Genomic DNA, 16,982 nt, shown 5'->3' with positions numbered 1-16,982 from the left:
CCTGGCTCCGAGCCGTTGCCGCTCGCTCTAGGCGTTCGCCTTCGCCTGCAGCATCTCCACCGCCTTGTCGATGCGGCGACGGCGCGTCTCGGGTGTCTTGGCACCGTTGATCGCGTCCACGTGGGCCCGCTGGTGGCTGTAGGACTGCCGGGCGAAGGCTGCCTTCGCATCGGGGACCACCTCGAGCGCGGCCGCGAAGTCCTCCGGCACCTCGACCTCGCGAGGCGCCGTGTCGAGCTCGAGGGTCACCTCGACGACATCGCCGCCGCTGACCCCCGTGAGGGCGCGGTTCTCCGCGCTGACGCCGACCATGAACCTCCCACCCATCACGGCGACGCTGCTGCGGTAGGTCTTGCCGTTGATGGTGACGTTCACCTTGGGACGCTTGCCGCCACCGAGTCCCTCGACGACCTCCGGCGGCACCTCGATGCCCGTGGCCGTCCCGCCTCCCTGCTGCACCTGCGTGGTGAACTTCATGACCGCGAGGGTATGCCGCCGGGCAGCTTCAGGACAGCGTCCTGCGCACCCGCGCGGCAAGCTTCCGAGCCAGGCTCCTGCGGGCCGGAGACGGCGCCTTGGTGACCTTGAGCGCCAGGCGGCCACCTTTGGTGACGTAGGGGCTGATGACGACCCCCGCCTCGGTGAAGGGCTGCGGCACGTGTTCGGGGTCGATGCGCACCGCCACCCGGGAGTCGTACCCGAAGGCGGTGGTGCGTGCCTTGACGTCCCAGGTGCCGGGAGTGATCGGGCTCCCCAGGAGTGCGGTGGCGGGGGCAATCGTGGCCGACCCCTCCGCCGCCCAGACCAGCCCGTCACCGGAGTCGGTCAGTCCACCGCTGACCTGCGTCGGCTGGAACCACTCGGCGTTCGTCGAGCGATGCGTCAGGAGCAGCTCGACACCCGCGTCGTCCACGTCCGAGGTGACATCCAGGGCGCCCAGCGCAACGTCGTCCGACACCGGCGCCGAGGGCTCCATCAGGACCCGTCCCTGCTTCTCGCGGAAGGTCTGGGGGCCCGCGGCTCCCTCCAGCCGGACCCGCAACCGCAAGGCCAGGACTGCCCCGGTCTGCGTGGCCTCGAGGACCTCCGCCCTCGTGGTGACAGCGCTGTCGGCATCGACGTAGCGCAGGACCGCGTCCAGGTCGCCCGCGCGCACGAGCGCGGCCCGGACCCGATCGGCAGCCGCGAGTCCCGCATCGAGTGACTGGTCGAACCGCTCCGACATGACCGCCGTGATCGCCCCGAAGAACTCGCGCTGGTACTCCGCCGGCCAGGTGCGCAGCCCGTTGGCGCCGAACCTGTTGAGTACGACCGAGAGCTCCCACAAGCGGTAGGCGTCCTGGCGGACACGCTCCCCGTACGGCCACTTGTCGACGAGGTCGAGGACCTCGCGGACTGCGGCGAAGTACTCGGCCGGGTCCGGGTGTCGCATCGAGTTGTTCGTGTCGTGGATGACCCAGCGGTAGCACGGGTAGTCGGCGACCACGGACACCACCGGGTCGTGGACGAAGGCGGCCGCGAGCAGGTGGTGGTCCTCCAGGCGCCTGAGGTGCTCGGCGAACTTCACGTCGTGGTCGAGCAGGAACCGGGTCCTGAACATCTTGTGGGGCGTCAGGATGTCGATCACGTGGTCGTCGATCACGTGCGCGTGCGACACGTTGGCGCGGAACGACTCCAGTCCCATCGTGCGGGCACCCGTCCGAACCTCCTTTCCCAGCACCATGTCCGCGGCGTTGGCGTCGGCCGCAGCAAGCATGCGTTCGACCGCCTGGGGGTAGAGCAGGTCGTCGTGGTCCATGAAGAGGACGTAGTCGCCGCGGGCCACGGCGAGCCCCGTGTTGCGGGGACGGCTGGGCCACCCCGAGTTCGGGATCTCCAGGGCCGTGATCCAGTGCTCGCCGCCAAACGCCCGGACCCGCTCAGCGGTCTGGGCGTCGGTCGACCCGTCGTCGACGAGGATGAGCTCGAGGGCCTCCAGGCCCACGCTCTGGCGCCGGACGGACTCCACGGTGCGGTCCAGGTCCGGCCCGCTGTTGTAGGTGGCAATGACGACGCTGACACGAACGGGCATGTCCCAAGCCTCCCATCCTCGGACCGCCGTGCTCACCGGCCCCGAACCGGCCGGCGTGTGCCACAGTGGGCGCCATGGCTGACCGTGCGGGTTTCGAGGGCTTTCCGGCCTGGGGTGTGACCTTCTACCAGGAGCTCGAGGACAACAACACGAAGGAGTTCTGGGCGGCCAACAAGGCGCGGTGGGAACGCGACGTGCGGGAGCCGATGCTGGCACTGGTGGATGCTCTGGAGGACGAGTTCGGGCCGGCGAAGCTCTTCCGGCCCAACCGCGACGTCCGGTTCAGCGCGGACAAGTCGCCCTACAAGACCCACCAGGGCGCGATCGTGGGTCGGGGTGCCGGAGTGGGCTACTACGTGCAGCTCAGTGGGGACGGCCTCGCGGTCGGCGGTGGCTTCCGCACCCACTCCCCTGCGCAGACGCAGTCGTTTCGACGCGCGATAGCCGCGCAGGACACCGGCGAGGAGTTCGAGGGCATCGTGACCGGTCTCGCCCGGGCCGGTTTCGACCTGGAAGGCGACACTCTCAAGACCAGACCCAAGGGATTCGATGCCGACCATCCGCGGCTGGAGCTGTTGCGACGCAAGGAGATCATGGCCCTGAACCGCGTCGGTTCGCCTGACTGGTTGTCGAAACCCGCCGCTCTCGACCACGTGCGGTCGGCCTGGACGGCGATTCGCCCGCTCGCTGAGTGGGTCCTTTCCAACGTTCCCATGGAAGAGCCCCGCGGGAGGGGCAGATGAGCTTCCAGGTACCGGCGCAGGCCTACGGAAGCTTCATGGGGCGGTTCTCCGAGCCGCTGGCCGACCAGTTCGTCGAGGTCGGACGACTGGGCCACGGACAGCGCGCGCTGGATGTGGGGTGTGGCCCGGGCGCGCTCACCGCACGGCTGGTCACCGTCGTCGGCGAGTCCGGCGTCAGTGCCGTCGATCCCTCCGAACCTTTCGTGGCCGCCGCCAAGGAACGCTTTCCTGGTGTCGACGTCACGGTCGGTCACGCGGAGTCGCTGGCGTTCGGGGACGCCACCTTCGACGCGGCGCTGGCCCAGCTCGTGGTGCACTTCATGCGCGACCCGGTCGCCGGGCTTCGCGAGATGGCCCGAGTGACGCGGCCGGGAGGCGTGGTCGCGGCCGCCGTGTGGAACCACGCCGCCAGTGCCGGTCCCCTGTCGCTGTTCTGGGAAGCGGTCCGCGCCGTCGACCCCCAGGCGGAGGGAGAGGGTGACTTCGCGGGCGTGAGGGAGGGCGACCTCGCGAGGCTGTTCGGCGCCGCCGGGCTGGACGCGCTCGAGGAGTCGATCCTCACGGTGCAGGTCCCGTTCGATTCCTTCAACCAGTGGTGGGAGCCCTACACCCTGGGCGTGGGACCGGCGGGGCAGTACGTCCTGGGTCTGGACGACTCGCGTCGCGAGGCGCTGCGGGACGAGTGCCGACGCCGGGTGCCCGACGGAGCGTTCACCGTCGATGCGTCAGCCTGGTGCGTCGCCGCCACCGTCCCGACCGCCTGAGCGGCCGTCGCGAGCACCTGAACCACTGCCCTCCGGCAGAGACGGCGCCGGCATCACTCCGACGTCGTGCCGGGCACGACGCTGACGATGACGTTGCCGACCTTCTGGCCGCTGCCGGCATACCGGTGGGCCTCCACGATCTCGTCCAGCGCATAGCGGCGATCGACGAGCGGTCTGAGGGCGCCGGTCCCCAGGAGTCCGGCCAGCTCCTCGATCATCGCCTGGTTGTGGGTGGGGATGGGGAAGAGCGCCCGTTGGCCACGGCTCACCGGCGCGACAAGGGCGGGGCGGGGGTTCTGGAGCCACGGACCGAGCTCGGAGGAGACGTAGGTGCCGCGTGGCCCGAGGACTCGCCGGGCTGCGGTGAAGGTGCTCTTGCCCACCGCGTCGAGGACGAGGTCGAAGCGGTTCGCGTCGCGGGTGAAATCGTCAGCAGAGCAGTTGATGACCCGGTCGGCACCCAGCCTGCGCACGAGGTCGACGTGTTCGCCGAAGCAGACGGCGGTCACGACCGCACCCATGGCGCGAAGCAGCTGGACCGCGGCTGATCCGATCCCTCCTGTCGCGCCGTTGACCAGCACGCTGTCGCCGGCTCGCACCCGCGCAGCCCTGATCATGCCCATGGCGTAGTGCGCACCCTCGGTCCCTGCCGCGGCCTGCTCAAACAGGAGGCCGGGTGGCATCGGGGCGACCGAGGCGCGTTCCCCGACAACGAGGAGCTCGGCATGGGCGCCGAACGGGCCTTCCGTGTAGCCGAACACCCTGTCTCCCGTCGCGAACGCGGAGACGGAGCCACCCGTCCGGACCACGGTCCCCGCGAACTCGCACCCGAGGATCTTCGCCTTGGGACCGCGGATTCCGTAGACGGCCCGGGCCAGCATGGGCGTTCCCGCGCGGAAGGCGCAGTCGGTTCGGTTGACCGTCGTCGCGTGGACCTGGACCAGCAGATCATGTGGTCCAGGTCTGGGCGCCTCGACGTCGACCACGCGGACGACCTCCGGACCTCCGTACTCGGTGTAGACCGCGGCCTTCATGGGCCGACGGTAGCCCCATCGAGCGCATTGCCTCTGCCACGGTGACCGGAGGACATCGAGCTCGTGGCGGCTCCGTTCAGAGCCACCCGAATCGGCCAGCAGTCGTAGCACATCGAGGAACCTGGGCCGGGGCATGAAAACGGGGCCCGAAGTGTGTGGACAAGTCGGACCCCGTTAGTCGGGCTGACAGGATTTGAACCTGCGACCCCTTGACCCCCAGTCAAGTGCGCTACCAAGCTGCGCCACAGCCCGTGGCTTGCCCACGCAGAATCCAGCCGAAGCAGGACCGCGGGAGCGAACGAAACCTTAGCGCACGGCATACCTCCGCTTGAAATCGGTATGCCGTGCTGCCAGCTATCGGCGCTTGCGCTTCTCGCGGACCCGGACGGAGACCTCGATGGGGGTGCCCTCGAAACCGAACTCCTCACGCAACCGGCGCTCGAGGAAGCGGCGGTAGCCGGCCTCGATGAAGCCGGAGGCGAAGATCACGAACCGCGGCGGACGGGTGGAAGCCTGCGTCGCGAACAGGATTCGCGGCTGCTTGCCACCTCGCACGGGGTGCGGGTGGGCGGCCACGATCTCGCCGAAGAACGCGTTGAGCCGACCCGTGGGGACGCGGAAGTCCCACGACTCGAGGGCACGCTCCAACGCCGGCACGAGCTTCTCGACCGAACGCCCGGTCTTGGCGGAGATGTTGACCCGCGGCGCCCACGGCACCTGGACCAGCTCGCGCTCGATCTCGCGCTCGAGGTAGTGGCGACGCTCCTCGTCGAGCAGGTCCCACTTGTTGTAGGCCACCACGAGGGCGCGACCGGCGTCGATCACGTGCTGCACGACGCGGACGTCCTGCTCCGCGATGGACTGCTCGGCGTCGATGAGGACGACGGCCACCTCGGCCTTCTCGAGCGCGGTCTGGGTGCGCAACGAGGCGTAGAAGTCGGCGCCCCTGGCCTGGTGGACGCGACGGCGGATGCCGGCCGTGTCGACGAAGCGCCAGGTCTTGCCACCGAGCTCGATGAACTCGTCGACCGGGTCGCGCGTGGTGCCGGCGACGTTGTCGACGACGACGCGGTCCTCGCCGGCGAGCTTGTTGAGCAGGGAGGACTTGCCGACGTTGGGCCGACCGACCAGGGCGACCCGACGGGGGCCGCCGCGCTGGTACGCGTCGCCGTTGGCCGAGATCGAGGGCAGCACGTCGAGGACGGCGTCGAGCACGTCGCCACTGCCGCGACCGTGCAGTGCGGAGACGGGCCACGGTTGGCCGAGGCCAAGGTTCCATAGGGCGGCGGCGTCGGCTTCGGTGCGCTGGTCGTCGACCTTGTTGGCCACGAGGATGACCGGTTTGCCCGAACGGCGCAGCAGCTTGACCACTGCCTCGTCGTCGTCGGTCGCACCGACGGTGGCGTCCACGACGAACATCACCACGTCGGCCAGGTCGACGGCCACCTCGGCCTGCTCGGCGACGCGAAGGTGGATGCCGGTGGCGTCGATCTCCCAGCCACCGGTGTCGACGAGCGTGAACCGGCGACCGGTCCACTCCCCGTCATAGGCCACGCGGTCGCGGGTCACGCCGGGGACGTCCTCGACGACGGCCTCGCGCCGGCCGAGGATGCGGTTGACCAGGGTGGACTTGCCGACGTTCGGGCGACCCACGACGGCGACGACCGGCAGCGGACCGTCGACGACGGCATACCCGTCCTCGTCGTACTCGCCGTCGATGAGTGAGCGGTCCTCCTCACTGAGGTCGAACTCGTCCAGTCCGACGCGCAGGGCGCGCTCGACGGTGGAGTCGTCGGTCAGGTTCTCGCTCACTTCGGGGGTTCCTTGCGTTGTTCGTGGGGGCCGGACCGCGAGCAGGGTGCCGCGTGGCCGCCCACCATTGTCGCGCACATTTGAGGTCGGACCTACCAGGCCAGCCCCGCAGCCCGTGCCCCGGAACCAGTCCGGCGCCCGGCATCGGTCACGCGGGGACCTTGTCCGGCGCCTCGCTGCGCACCACGTCGAGCAGGGCCTGGACGCTCTGCTGGAAGTCCAGATCAGAGGTGTCGACCAGGGTCACGCCCTCGGCGGCCTCCATGAAGTCGGACACCGTGGAGTCGTCGGCATCACGGCGCACGATCTGGTCACGGGTCGCCTCGACGGCGTGGTCGGCTGCGTGGCCGTGCAGCTCCTTGGACCGCCGCCGCAGGCGCGCCTCGACGCTGGCCGTCAGCAGGATGCGCACGTCGGCGTCGGGTGCCACCACGGTGGTGATGTCGCGCCCCTCGGCCACGACTCCGCCGGTGCGGGTAGCGACCTGGTCGATGAGGTCGCGCTGGAGCTGCTGCAGGATCGGGCGCACCAGCGTGTTGGTGGCCACTGTGGAGACGGCCTCGCTCACGCGGGTCGTGCGGATGTCGCCCTCGATCTCGCGACCGCTCACGTGCACGCTCGGACTGGTCGGATCGGTGCCCATCTCCAGGGGGATCTCGCGAGTCGCCTGTGCCACGGCCTCCTGGTCGAGAAGGTCGACGCCCTCTTCCAGGCACCACCAGGTGACGGCGCGGTACATCGCACCCGTGTCGAGGTAGCCGACCCCCAGGGCCTCGGCCGCAGCGCGCGACACGCTGGACTTGCCGGAACCCGAGGGCCCGTCGACGGCAACGACGAGGTGCTTGCTGTTCATGACGGGCAAGCCTATGGGCCACCCGCCGTCCTCCGCGAAGTCGTTCACCCCTCAGCCGTGCAGCCGCCAGCCCCTGGTGGTCAGCTCGTCGCCGAGCCGCTCGGCAACGGCGGGCAGCACCGAGATCTCCGCGAGGCCGAAGGGCTGCCCCATGCCGTGCTCGAGGTGCAGGTCCTCGAGGTTGACGCCGGCGTCCCCGACGTCATGCAACAGCCGGGCGAGCTCACCGGGCTGGTCGGGCACCAGCACCACGACCACGCTGTATGCCGTGGGGGCAGCACCGTGCTTGCCGGGGATCCGCGCATGGCCAGCGTTGCCCTGGGCCACGATCCGGGCCAGCACCTCACGGGCGCCGACACCGTCACCGTGCGCGAGCACGTCGAGGGCTCCGATGACCTCCGTGAGCTCGGCGTGGACATGGGCGAGGACCCCGCGCACGGCCACGGCGTTGCCGGCGAGGATCTGGGTCCAGAGCTGAGGGTCGCTGGCAGCCACGCGCGTGACGTCACGAATTCCCTGTCCTGACAAGGCCACCGCGGGATCGGTGAGCTCCCGCAGCCGCCCGGCGACCAGCGACGACGCCAGCTGGGGCACGTGGGAGACCACTGCCACGGCAGCGTCGTGCTCTTCCGGACTCATCGTCGAGACGGTGCCCCCGGCCGCCACGGCCAGCTCCTTGACCGCCGCGATCGCGGCCTCGGACGAGTGGTCGTTCGGCACGACCACCCAGGCGCGCCCGTCGAACAGGTCACCCCGGGCGGCCACAGCACCGGAACGTTCGCGCCCCGCCATCGGGTGCGACCCGGCATACCGAGACAGGTCTGCGCCTCGTCGTCGCACGTCCTCGAGCACGGCGACCTTGACCGACGCCACGTCGGTCACGACGGAGTCGGGCCACGCCTCGAGCTCGTCGGCGACGACAGCACCCGCCACATCAGGCGGCGCAGCCACCACGACGAGGTCGGGTGCTGCGTCGTCGTTGCTCGCCACAGCACCGGCGCCGAGGTCCCGGGCCAGGGCCACCGCCGTCGGCGAGGGGTCGGCGAGGACCACGGCATAGCCGGCACGGGTCAGGGCGATGCCCAGGCTGGTGCCGATGAGGCCGGTGCCGACGATGCGGACGCTGGTGGTCACGTCGGGAAGGTTACCGACGGCCGCGACGCAGTGCGCTCACATTCCAGCCGCGGAGTAGAGCTGCCCGACCTCTGCCTTGTTGAGCTTGCGCATCTTGCCCGGCTTGGTGTCGCCGAGGTAGATGGGCCCGACCTGCACCCGCACGAGGCTGATCACGGGGTGACCGACGGCGTCGAGCAGACGACGCACGATGTGCTTGCGCCCCTCGTGCAGGATCACTTCGACGAGCGCCTTGCCCGGCTGCGAGTCGACCACCTTGAACGAGTCGACCGACGCAGGTCCGTCCTCGAGCTGGACGCCCTCGCGCAGCTGCTTGCCGATGTCGCGCGGCACGGGGCCACGGATCTGCGCGAGATAGGTCTTGAGCACGCCGTACTGCGGGTGCTGGAGGCGGTGGGCGAGCTCGCCGTCGTTGGTGAGGATCAACAGGCCCTCGGTGTCGGCATCGAGGCGGCCGACGTGGAACAGCCGCTCGTTGCGGTCCCCCACGTAGTCGCCGATGCTGATCCGGCCGAGCTCGTCGTTCATCGTCGTGACGACGCCCAGGGGCTTGTTGAAGGCGAAGTAGACGCGGGTCTCGTCGAGCTGGACCTTGACCCCGTCGACGTGGACGGTCTGGTCCGGACGGATCCGCACCCCGAGCTCGGTGACGATGTTTCCGTCCACCTCGACCCGGCCGGCGGTGATGAGGTTCTCGCACACCCGGCGCGATCCCACTCCGGCGGCGGCGAGGAGCTTCTGCAACCGGATGCCATCGGGGTCGTGCATGTCGACCTCGGGCGTGGCCCGCTCACGGGGCACCCGGGTCGGCTGGCTCTTCTTGGTCGTGCCGGAGCTCCCGCGCTGGGGCCGCTCGGGGCGCCCCCCCTCGGACGCGGTCGGGCCTCCGCCCCTCGGTGGGCTGGTGCGACCACTGCCGCCCTGCCCCGCTCGGGAAGAGCCTTGGCCGCCGGCGCGACCACGCCCACCCCCCGGTCGGTCCGAGCCGGATCCTGCGGGGCCTCTGCTGCGTGGGGGTGTCATCGGCGTCCTTGTTCTGCGATCTCGTCGAGCACGTCGACTTCGGGGAGGTAGGGCGCGAGGGCGGGCAGGTCGTCGATGCTGCCGAGACCCAGGCGTTGGAGGAAGTAGTCGGTGGTGCCGTAGAGGAACGCGCCGCCGTCGCCGTCGGACCCCAGCTCCTCGATGAGCCCGCGGTTGAGCAGGGTCCGGACCACGCCGTCGACATTGACGCCGCGGACCGCACTGACGCGCGACCGCGAGATCGGCTGGCGGTAGGCGATCACGGCCAGGGTCTCCAGAGAGGCCTGGGTCAGCTTGGCCTGCTGCCCGTCGAGCAGGAACTTCTCGACCACGGGGGCGTAGTCGGACCGGCTGTAGATCCGCCAGCCGCCTGCCACCGACCTGAGGGTGAAGCCACGCTGCTGCGCGGCGTACTCGGCCTCGAGGTCCCTGAGGTGCATGAGCACGTCGTCGACGGGCAGCTCCAGCGCAGAGGCGAGCGACACCTCGGTGATCGGCTCGTCCACGACCATGAGGACCGCCTCGATGGCACTGCGCGCGCCGCCGGGGAAGTCGTTGACGTCGAACGCGAACTGCTCGTCGGCGGCACTCTCGTTCGGCGCAACGACGCCCTCGTCACGCTCGTGGTCGGGCTCGTGGTCGGGCACGACCTCAAGGTCACTCATCGTCGCTCTTTCCGTCGTCGTCGTCCGGCTCGTCTGCGGGTGGTTCCTCGTCCAGCTCGTCGAACTCGTCGCTGACCTCGATCTCGCCCTCGTCGTCGCCCGTCCAGCGGACCGTCAGCTCGCCGAGCGCCTCGGCCTGCTCGAACGCGATCGCCGCCTCGCGGAACAGCTCGAGCAGGGCCAGGAACCTGGCCACGATGACCAGCGTCGAGTCGGCGTCGGCCACCAGGGCCCGGAACGAGCACACGCGTTCGGCTCGGAGCCTGACGCCCAGGATGCCCGCCTGCTCGCGCACGCTGACCTGTGGAGCGTGCAGGTGGTCCAGGCCGACGCTCGGCGCCACCTTGGGCACCATCGCCCTGGCCGCGATCATGGCCAGCTGCTCGGGCGTGATCCCCATGACCAGCTCGGGCAGGAGCCTCGCGAACTGGGGCTCGAGACCCGCCTGCCGCGGTGTCATCCTGCCTGCGGTGGCCATCCGCTCGCCGAAGGTGAAGGCGATGTCCTTGAAGGCGCGGTACTGCAGCAGCCGGGCGAAGAGCAGGTCGCGGGCCTCGATGAGGGCGAGGTCCTCCTCGTCCTGCGGCCCGGTCTGCGGGAGCAGCCGCGCAGACTTGATGTCGAGCAGGGTCGCTGCGATCAGCAGGAACTCCGACGCCTGGCCCAGGTCCCACTCCGTGTGCGACGACTGGGCTGCCTTGATGTGGGCGATGAACTCGTCGGTGACCTTGGCGAGGGCGATCTCGGTGATGTCGAGCTTGTGCTTGCTGATCAGGCCGAGGAGCAGGTCGAAGGGCCCGGAGAAGTTGTCGAGGTGGACCTGGAACGGCGTGGACCCGCCGCGTCGGGTGATCACGCCACCCGGCGTCATCGTCGCCTGGTCCGCGAGCTGGTCCGCGAGCTGGTCCTCGAGCTGGGCCGCGGGCTGGGCGTCCTCCAGCTGCACCGCGCCTCCCGGCGCAGTGGCGATGGCCTCCTGGCTCACCTCGTCAGGCCGCCCCACCACGGGCGATCAGCTCTCGGGCGAGTTGCCGGTAGGACGCTGCGGAGGCGTGCGTCGAGGCGTAGGTCGTGATCGGCTCAGCAGCGAGCGTGGCGTCCGGGAACTTCACCGTGCGGCTGATCACCGTGTGGAACACCTGGTCGCCGAAGTGGTCGACGACGCTGCGCACGACCTCCTTGCTGTGCAGGGTGCGCGAGTCGTACATCGTCGCCAGGATGCCGTCGACCTGCAGGCGCGGGTTGAGGCGGTCGGTGATCTTGTCGATCGTCTCCACGAGCAGCGCGACCCCACGCATGGCGAAGAACTCGCACTCGAGCGGGATCACCACACCGTGCGCCGCGGTGAGGGCGTTCACGGTGAGCAGGCCGAGCGAGGGCTGGCAGTCGATCATGATGACGTCGTAGTCGTCCATGACCGGCCGGAGCACCCGCGCGAGGATCTGCTCCCGGGCGACCTCACCGACGAGCTGCACCTCGGCGGCGGACAGGTCGATGTTGGCGGGAATGACGTCGAGGTTCTCGGTGGCCGTGGCCTGGATGACGTCGCGCACGTCGTGACCGCGCTCGACGAGAAGGTTGTAGATGGTGACGTCGAGCTCGTTGGCGCGCACTCCGAGCCCCACGGACAGGGCACCCTGGGGGTCGAAGTCGACCAGCAACACGCGTCGGCCGACCTCGGCGAGAGCAGCACCCAGGTTGATGGTCGTCGTCGTCTTCCCGACGCCACCTTTCTGGTTGCACATGGCGATGATGCGGGCGGGGCCGTGGGCTGCGAGGGGCTGCGGGTCGGGGAAGACCGGCATCGGGCGCCCGGTCGGACCGATCTGTCCAGCGCCCGCAGACTCGGTCCCGGGCAGGTGGACGTGGTCGCGTTCAGCACCGTTGGGGGCCGACTCGGAGGTGTCGCCCGAATGGGTGGGCGGCGACTGCTCCTGCGTGGTCACCTCAGATTCCACAGGCGTTTCACTCCCGGTGAGTTGGCGTTCGTCGGTCAGCCTCGCGCTGATCGGCACGACCCTATCAGCGGGCACGGGGGTGACTCTGGGCATACACCTCACGCAAACGCTGCACCGTCACCAGCGTGTAGATCTGCGTGGTGGTCACCGAGGCGTGCCCCAGCAGCTCCTGCACGACCCGGACGTCGGCGCCGCCGTCGAGCAGGTGCGTCGCGAACGAGTGTCGCAACGTGTGCGGCGACAGGTGGCCGCCGAGGTCCGCGCGTTCGGCCGCGGCGCGCAGCACCGCCCAGGCCGACTGGCGCGAGAGCCTGCTGCCCCTCTGGTTGAGGAACACCGCAGGCGTCCCCTTCCCCTTGACCGCGAAGGTGGGCCGTCCCCGGACGAGGTACGCGCCCAGTGCCTGCGCGGCATACGAGCCGAGGGGGACGATGCGCTCCTTGCTGCCCTTCCCGAAGAGCCGCACCACTCCCTCCTCGGTGTCGATGTCGTCGACGTCGAGGCCGACGGCCTCTGAGATGCGTGCGCCGGTGCCATAGAGGACTTCGAGCAGGGCCCGGTCGCGCAGCGACCCGGGCGTGTCACCCAGGCTGGCCGCTTCGAGCAGGCGCTCGACGTCCTCGATGCTGATCGCCTTGGGCAGGCGTGCGGGGGGCTGTGGCGGGCTGACGGCCGACGCCGGGTCGGTGGGCAGGTCGCCCTCGAGGACGAGAAACCGGTGAAAACCACGCACCGCGACGAGCGTCCGCGCCGCCGACGACGCCGCGAGCGGAGGGTGGTCGGTGGTCCCCTCTCGCAGCGTCGCGAGGAAGTCGCTGACGTGCGCCTCCGTGATGCCCGCGGGGTCGTGCACCCCCCGACCAGCGAGGTATGCCGCGTAGCGGGCCAGGTCGCGCCGGTAGGACGTGAGCGTGTTGGCGGCGACGCCGCGCTCGACGTCCAGGTGGTTGAGCCAACCGCGGACAGCGCGCTCGATCGCGCTCGAGGGTGGCACGGATGGGAGTCTAGGTGGCATGAAGCTCTATGCAGACCTGCCGGGCCGCCGCACCGTCCAGATCCTCGCCGACGTCGGGATGCTCGCGTGGGGGTGCCTCTGGGCGTGGGTGGGACGGCTCGTCCACGACACGACCCTGGAGCTCGCAGCGCCCGGTCGACAGCTGCAGACGGCGGGTTCGGGGTTCCGTGACCAGATGACCAGCGCCGGCGACTCGGTGCGGGACCTGCCCCTGGTCGGCGACAAGATCGCCGCGCCGTTCCGGCAGGTCAGCGGTGCGGGCACCACGATCGAGCAGGCCGGCACCGACCTCGTCGACGCCGTCACGAAGCTCGCCAACATCCTGGGGTGGGTCACTGCGCTCGTGCCGATCCTCATCGTCGGGTTGGTGTGGCTGGTGCTCCGCGGGCGTTTCGTCCGCCGGGCGAGCGCCGCACAGCGGTTCATCGACACCGCGGCCGACCTCGACCTGTTCGCCCTGCGGGCCATGGCGGGCCAGCCGATGCGCAAGCTCGCCGCCATCTCGTCGGACCCGACGGGAGCGTGGCGGCGTGGTGACGAGGCGACGATCCGGTCGCTGGCCCTGCTGGAGCTGCGGGACACCGGCCTGCGTCCTCCCGCGTCAGCGGGCAGCGCGGCCTGAGGACTCGGTCAGGGCGCGCAACCGGGCGGCGTGCTCCGACGTCAGCGCACCCGGCGCCATCTGCCAGGACCAGCCGCCCTCGATGCCGGGCGCGTTCATGCGCGCCTCTGAGCCGAGGGCGAGCACGTCCTGGGCCGGCATCATCGACAACCCGCACGGCCCTCGCAGTGCGAGCTCGATGAAACCCCACGACGGTTCGGCGTCGACGTCGGCGCCGACTCCGGCCTGTCGACAGGCTTCGCGGGCAAGTTGCCTGCGGTGGTCGGGGAGGTCCCACCACCAGCCGTTGACCGTGTCGTTGTCGTGGGTGCCGGTGTAGACGACCTGGTTGGGCTCGTGGTTCTCGGGGTCGTGGGCGTTGTACTCGTAGGCCGGCTCGAAGGCGAACTGCAGCACTGCCATGCCGGGGAACCCGAGCGACCTGCGCAGGTCGATGACAGGCTGGTCGATGTCGCCGAGGTCCTCCGCGAGGACCGGCAGCGGGCCCAGGGCACCGAGCGCGGCGTCGAACACCTCTCGCCCCGGGCCCTGCTCCCACTTCCCGTTGAGGGCGACGTCGTCACCTGCCGGGATCGCCCAGTAGGCCGCGAACCCGCGGAAGTGGTCGACGCGCACGACGTCGAACAGCGCGAAGGTGCGGCGCAGCCGCTCGATCCACCAGCGATAGCCGTCGTCGCGCAGCACGTCCCAGCGGTACAGCGGGTTGCCCCAGAGCTGGCCGGTCGCGGCATACGCATCGGGCGGGCAGCCGGCGACGGCGTCGGAGCGGAAGAACTGCGGCCACGCGCGCTCGTCGGCGGCGTCGGGGGCGACGTAGATGGGGACGTCGCCGAGGATCCTGATCCCGCGGTCGTGGGCGTACTCGCGCAGCGCCGACCACTCGCGGTCGAAGCGCACCTGGTCCGCGAGGTCGCCACCGAAGGACGTCCACGAGTCAACCCAGTAGGCCTCGCGGTCAGCGAAGTCCTCCACCTCCTGCTGGCTCACCGGGGCCTCGGGGTGCTCCAGCAGGGCCGGTGACGCGGCGAAGGCGGACGGGGACTTGTAGGGCGATCGGTGCTTGTCGGGGATCGACACCGGGAGCACCTGCCACACCGACTGCCCCGCCTCGACGAGCCAGTCCACGAAGTCGCGCGCCGGCTGGCCGAGGCGGCCACCGGGCAGCGACGTGATGTGCAGCTGCACGCCGCTGGCGCGGGTCTCGGTCAGCGGTCGGGTGGAGTCCATGGGTGCTCAGCTCTCCGCGCGGATGATCTGCGGGCGCAGGTCCTGGGTCGGAGGCTCCCACGAGATGGCGTCGGCGTCGACCTGGTCGCCCGACCGGATGTCCTTGACCTGGTCGCCTCCCCCGCTGCCTTCGTCGCCCGCTGAGCCGGGGAACCAGACGTACGGAATCCCCCGGCGCTCGGCATACCGGATCTGCTTGCCGAACTTGGCGGGCTTCGGCGCCACTTCGCACGGTATGCCGCGTGCCCGCAGCTGCGTGGCGACCCGGGTGGAGCTCGCTCGGCTCTCGTCGTCGTTCACGGCGACGAGGACGCACGCGGGGGTGGACCGGCTGGACCGGAGCAGTCCCTTGCCGATGAGCAGCCCCAGGAGGCGGGAGACACCGATCGAGATGCCGACCCCGGGGTAGGTCGTCTTCCCGTCCGAGGCCAGCGAGTCGTAGCGGCCGCCGGAGCAGAACGAGCCCCACGACTCGTAGCCCACCAGCTGGGTCTCGTAGACCGTGCCGGTGTAGTAGTCCAGGCCCCGCGCGATCTTGAGCTCGGCCACGAGCGCGCCGGGAGCATTGTCGAGGCCCGCCTGGATGACGGCCGCCAGCGCGTCGAGTCCCTCGTCGAGCGTGGGGTGCTCGACTCCCAGCTCGCGCACCTGCGCGACGAAGGAGAGGTCCGCTGTCCGGATCGCGGCCAGGGCGAGGCACTTGTCCGCCTGCTCGGGAGTCCGCCCGGCGTCGACCAGGAGGTCCTTCACCTTGGCCGGGCCGATCTTGTCGAGCTTGTCGACGATGCGCAGCGTGCCCGCGACGTCGTCGATGCCGATGCCGAGGTAGAAGCCTTCGGGGATCTTGCGGTTGTTGACCTGGATGACCATCTGGCCGACCGGAAGCTTGCGGAACACCTCCGCGACGACCAGGGGCATCTCGGCCTCGAAGTGTGGCGCCAGCTCGCCCACGTCGACCACGTCGATGTCGGCCTGGGTGAACTCGCGGTAGCGGCCCTCCTGGGGACGCTCGCCGCGCCACACCTTCTGGATCTGGTGCCGTCGGAAGGGAAAGGACAGGTGGCCGGCGTTCTCCAGCACGTAGCGCGCGAACGGGACGGTGAGGTCGAAGTGCAGCCCGAGCTCGGCATCGGAGTCGGCGCGCCCCTCGGACTTGTCGGCGAGCCGGGTGACGCCGTAGATCTCCTTGTCGGCGTCGCCACCCTTGCCGAGCAGCCGGTCGACGGGCTCCACGGCACGGGTCTCGATCGAGGGGAACCCGTGCAGCTCGAAGGTCTCGCGGATGACGTCGAGGAAGTGCTGCTCGATGATCCGCTGGGCCGGGAGGTACTCGGGGAAGCCGCTGATCGGGGTGATCTTCACGGGGCCAATCCTTGCAAATAGGGGTTGGTCGCCCGTTCGCGGTCCATCGTCGTGGCCTGGTAGTGCCCGGGGAGCACGAGGGTGGTGTCGGGGAGGGGCAGGACGACGTCGCGCAGTGAGCGGTTCATCGCCGCCGGGTCGCCGCCGGGCAGGTCGGTGCGACCGATGGACCCTGCGAAGAGCACGTCGCCGCTGAGGAGCGTGCGGTCGACCTCCACCTGGTCGGCGATCCCGTCCGGGACCGCGTCGACGCTGAACATCACCGAACCCTCGGTGTGGCCCGGCGCGTGCAGCACCTCGAACCCGAGCCCCGCCAGGTCCAGCCTCGCGCGGTCCTTCACCTCGACCACAGTGCTGGGTTCGGTCCAGGTCGCCTTGCTGCCGAACTGCTGCTCGAGCATGCCGAGCAGCCCCGGGTTGACGTTGGCGAGCAGGTCCACGAGCCGATAGCGGTCGTCCGCGTGGATGTATGCCGCGGTGTCCGCTCCGCAGACGGGCGTCACCGAGTACACGTGGTCGATGTGGCCGTGGGTGAGCAGCACCGCGGCTGGGCGCAGTCGGTGCTCGGTGAGCACCGCGCGCAGGGTCTCCTCCACGCCGATGCCTGGGTCGACGATGACGCATTCCTCCCCTGCGTCAGGGGCGAGGACGTAACAGTTGGTGTCGAAGGCAGCGGCGGGAAAAGCAACGGTGAGCACG

17 protein-coding genes and 1 tRNA gene are annotated in these 16,982 nt (G+C 70.2%); 3 read left to right on the top strand and 15 right to left on the bottom strand.

What is annotated here, in order from left to right:
- Positions 1-27: 27 nt before the first annotated feature.
- Both AC1DWR_RS04585 and AC1DWR_RS04580 read right to left on the bottom strand, forming a co-directional pair.
- Entirely contained in the window at positions 28-477 is a 450-nt protein-coding gene (locus AC1DWR_RS04585) for a YdeI/OmpD-associated family protein (RefSeq protein WP_477612988.1), read from the bottom strand.
- Between the two features lie 28 nt (positions 478-505).
- Positions 506-2,071 (bottom strand): glycosyltransferase family 2 protein, encoded by a 1,566-nt coding sequence (locus AC1DWR_RS04580; RefSeq protein WP_477612989.1) that lies wholly within the window; start codon positions 2,069-2,071, stop codon positions 506-508.
- 74 nt (positions 2,072-2,145) lie between these two features.
- Between AC1DWR_RS04580 and AC1DWR_RS04575 the strand changes: the two genes are divergently transcribed.
- Both AC1DWR_RS04575 and AC1DWR_RS04570 read left to right on the top strand, forming a co-directional pair.
- A complete protein-coding gene (locus AC1DWR_RS04575) occupies positions 2,146-2,814 on the top strand; it encodes a DUF2461 domain-containing protein (RefSeq protein ID WP_477612990.1) in 669 nt (222 codons plus the stop codon).
- On the top strand, positions 2,811-3,578 hold the full coding sequence (locus tag AC1DWR_RS04570; protein ID WP_477612991.1) for a class I SAM-dependent methyltransferase: 768 nt from the start codon (positions 2,811-2,813) through the stop codon (positions 3,576-3,578). The genes AC1DWR_RS04575 and AC1DWR_RS04570 overlap by 4 nt, the downstream gene beginning before the upstream one ends.
- Before the next feature lie 53 nt (positions 3,579-3,631).
- Here the strand turns inward: AC1DWR_RS04570 and AC1DWR_RS04565 are convergent, their stop codons facing one another.
- The 10 genes from AC1DWR_RS04565 to xerD form a co-directional block, all read right to left on the bottom strand.
- Entirely contained in the window at positions 3,632-4,612 is a 981-nt protein-coding gene (locus tag AC1DWR_RS04565) for an NAD(P)-dependent alcohol dehydrogenase (RefSeq protein WP_477623745.1), read from the bottom strand.
- Positions 4,613-4,790: 178 nt separating this feature from the next.
- Positions 4,791-4,864, bottom strand: a tRNA-Pro gene (locus tag AC1DWR_RS04560).
- Positions 4,865-4,966: 102 nt separating this feature from the next.
- Positions 4,967-6,424, bottom strand: a complete 1,458-nt coding sequence (der, locus tag AC1DWR_RS04555; protein WP_477612993.1) for a ribosome biogenesis GTPase Der — start codon at positions 6,422-6,424, stop codon at positions 4,967-4,969.
- A 148-nt stretch (positions 6,425-6,572) separates the two neighbouring features.
- The gene (gene cmk / locus AC1DWR_RS04550) at positions 6,573-7,277 is read right to left on the bottom strand and encodes a (d)CMP kinase (RefSeq protein WP_477612994.1); all 705 of its coding nucleotides are present in this window, start codon (positions 7,275-7,277) and stop codon (positions 6,573-6,575) included.
- Positions 7,278-7,328: 51 nt separating this feature from the next.
- Entirely contained in the window at positions 7,329-8,411 is a 1,083-nt protein-coding gene (locus AC1DWR_RS04545) for a prephenate dehydrogenase (protein ID WP_477612995.1), read from the bottom strand.
- Positions 8,412-8,447: 36 nt separating this feature from the next.
- On the bottom strand, positions 8,448-9,434 hold the full coding sequence (locus tag AC1DWR_RS04540) for a pseudouridine synthase (RefSeq protein ID WP_477612996.1): 987 nt from the start codon (positions 9,432-9,434) through the stop codon (positions 8,448-8,450).
- Positions 9,431-10,099, bottom strand: a complete 669-nt coding sequence (gene scpB, locus AC1DWR_RS04535; protein WP_477612997.1) for an SMC-Scp complex subunit ScpB — start codon at positions 10,097-10,099, stop codon at positions 9,431-9,433. Before scpB ends, AC1DWR_RS04540 begins: the two co-directional genes overlap by 4 nt.
- Positions 10,092-10,970 (bottom strand): segregation and condensation protein A, encoded by an 879-nt coding sequence (locus tag AC1DWR_RS04530; RefSeq protein WP_477613423.1) that lies wholly within the window; start codon positions 10,968-10,970, stop codon positions 10,092-10,094. Before AC1DWR_RS04530 ends, scpB begins: the two co-directional genes overlap by 8 nt.
- A 118-nt stretch (positions 10,971-11,088) precedes the next feature.
- Positions 11,089-11,904 (bottom strand): ParA family protein, encoded by an 816-nt coding sequence (locus AC1DWR_RS04525; RefSeq protein WP_477613424.1) that lies wholly within the window; start codon positions 11,902-11,904, stop codon positions 11,089-11,091.
- Positions 11,905-12,121: 217 nt separating this feature from the next.
- On the bottom strand, positions 12,122-13,072 hold the full coding sequence (gene xerD / locus AC1DWR_RS04520; RefSeq protein WP_477612998.1) for a site-specific tyrosine recombinase XerD: 951 nt from the start codon (positions 13,070-13,072) through the stop codon (positions 12,122-12,124).
- Between xerD and AC1DWR_RS04515 the strand changes: the two genes are divergently transcribed.
- Positions 13,071-13,694: a hypothetical protein gene (locus tag AC1DWR_RS04515; RefSeq protein WP_477612999.1), complete on the top strand. Its 624-nt coding sequence runs from the start codon at positions 13,071-13,073 to the stop codon at positions 13,692-13,694. The two genes, xerD and AC1DWR_RS04515, sit on opposite strands and share 2 nt — an antisense overlap.
- Here AC1DWR_RS04515 and AC1DWR_RS04510 read toward each other — a convergent pair.
- The 3 genes from AC1DWR_RS04510 to AC1DWR_RS04500 are packed head-to-tail and all read right to left on the bottom strand — an operon-like array spanning position 13,674 to position 16,981.
- Complete coding sequence (locus AC1DWR_RS04510) at positions 13,674-14,921, bottom strand: 4-alpha-glucanotransferase (RefSeq protein ID WP_477613000.1); 1,248 nt, start codon at positions 14,919-14,921, stop codon at positions 13,674-13,676. The two genes, AC1DWR_RS04515 and AC1DWR_RS04510, sit on opposite strands and share 21 nt — an antisense overlap.
- 6 nt (positions 14,922-14,927) lie before the next feature.
- Positions 14,928-16,283, bottom strand: a complete 1,356-nt coding sequence (gene hisS, locus AC1DWR_RS04505; RefSeq protein ID WP_477613001.1) for a histidine--tRNA ligase — start codon at positions 16,281-16,283, stop codon at positions 14,928-14,930.
- On the bottom strand, positions 16,280-16,981 hold the full coding sequence (locus AC1DWR_RS04500; protein WP_477613002.1) for an MBL fold metallo-hydrolase: 702 nt from the start codon (positions 16,979-16,981) through the stop codon (positions 16,280-16,282). The genes hisS and AC1DWR_RS04500 overlap by 4 nt, the downstream gene beginning before the upstream one ends.
- Position 16,982 lies beyond the last annotated feature (1 nt).

Source organism: Pedococcus sp. P2_E2 (genome assembly GCF_056403955.1).
Note: the sequence above shows the minus strand (reverse complement) of the source record. Positions and strands in the feature narration are given on the sequence as shown.

Excerpts from the sequence above, each read along its gene's own strand:
- AC1DWR_RS04585 (WP_477612988.1), bottom strand. The coding sequence starts at position 477 with ATGAAGTTCACCACGCAGGTGCAGCAGGGAGGCGGGACGGCCACGGGC.
- scpB (WP_477612997.1), bottom strand. The coding sequence starts at position 10,099 with ATGAGTGACCTTGAGGTCGTGCCCGACCACGAGCCCGACCACGAGCGT.
- AC1DWR_RS04540 (WP_477612996.1), bottom strand. The coding sequence starts at position 9,434 with ATGACACCCCCACGCAGCAGAGGCCCCGCAGGATCCGGCTCGGACCGA.
- AC1DWR_RS04510 (WP_477613000.1), bottom strand. The coding sequence starts at position 14,921 with ATGGACTCCACCCGACCGCTGACCGAGACCCGCGCCAGCGGCGTGCAG.
- AC1DWR_RS04530 (WP_477613423.1), bottom strand. The coding sequence starts at position 10,970 with ATGACGCCGGGTGGCGTGATCACCCGACGCGGCGGGTCCACGCCGTTC.
- AC1DWR_RS04570 (WP_477612991.1), top strand. The coding sequence starts at position 2,811 with ATGAGCTTCCAGGTACCGGCGCAGGCCTACGGAAGCTTCATGGGGCGG.
- AC1DWR_RS04525 (WP_477613424.1), bottom strand. The coding sequence starts at position 11,904 with ATGCCGGTCTTCCCCGACCCGCAGCCCCTCGCAGCCCACGGCCCCGCC.
- xerD (WP_477612998.1), bottom strand. The coding sequence starts at position 13,072 with ATGCCACCTAGACTCCCATCCGTGCCACCCTCGAGCGCGATCGAGCGC.
- AC1DWR_RS04580 (WP_477612989.1), bottom strand. The coding sequence starts at position 2,071 with ATGCCCGTTCGTGTCAGCGTCGTCATTGCCACCTACAACAGCGGGCCG.
- cmk (WP_477612994.1), bottom strand. The coding sequence starts at position 7,277 with ATGAACAGCAAGCACCTCGTCGTTGCCGTCGACGGGCCCTCGGGTTCC.
- AC1DWR_RS04565 (WP_477623745.1), bottom strand. The coding sequence starts at position 4,612 with ATGAAGGCCGCGGTCTACACCGAGTACGGAGGTCCGGAGGTCGTCCGC.
- AC1DWR_RS04515 (WP_477612999.1), top strand. The coding sequence starts at position 13,071 with ATGAAGCTCTATGCAGACCTGCCGGGCCGCCGCACCGTCCAGATCCTC.
- AC1DWR_RS04575 (WP_477612990.1), top strand. The coding sequence starts at position 2,146 with ATGGCTGACCGTGCGGGTTTCGAGGGCTTTCCGGCCTGGGGTGTGACC.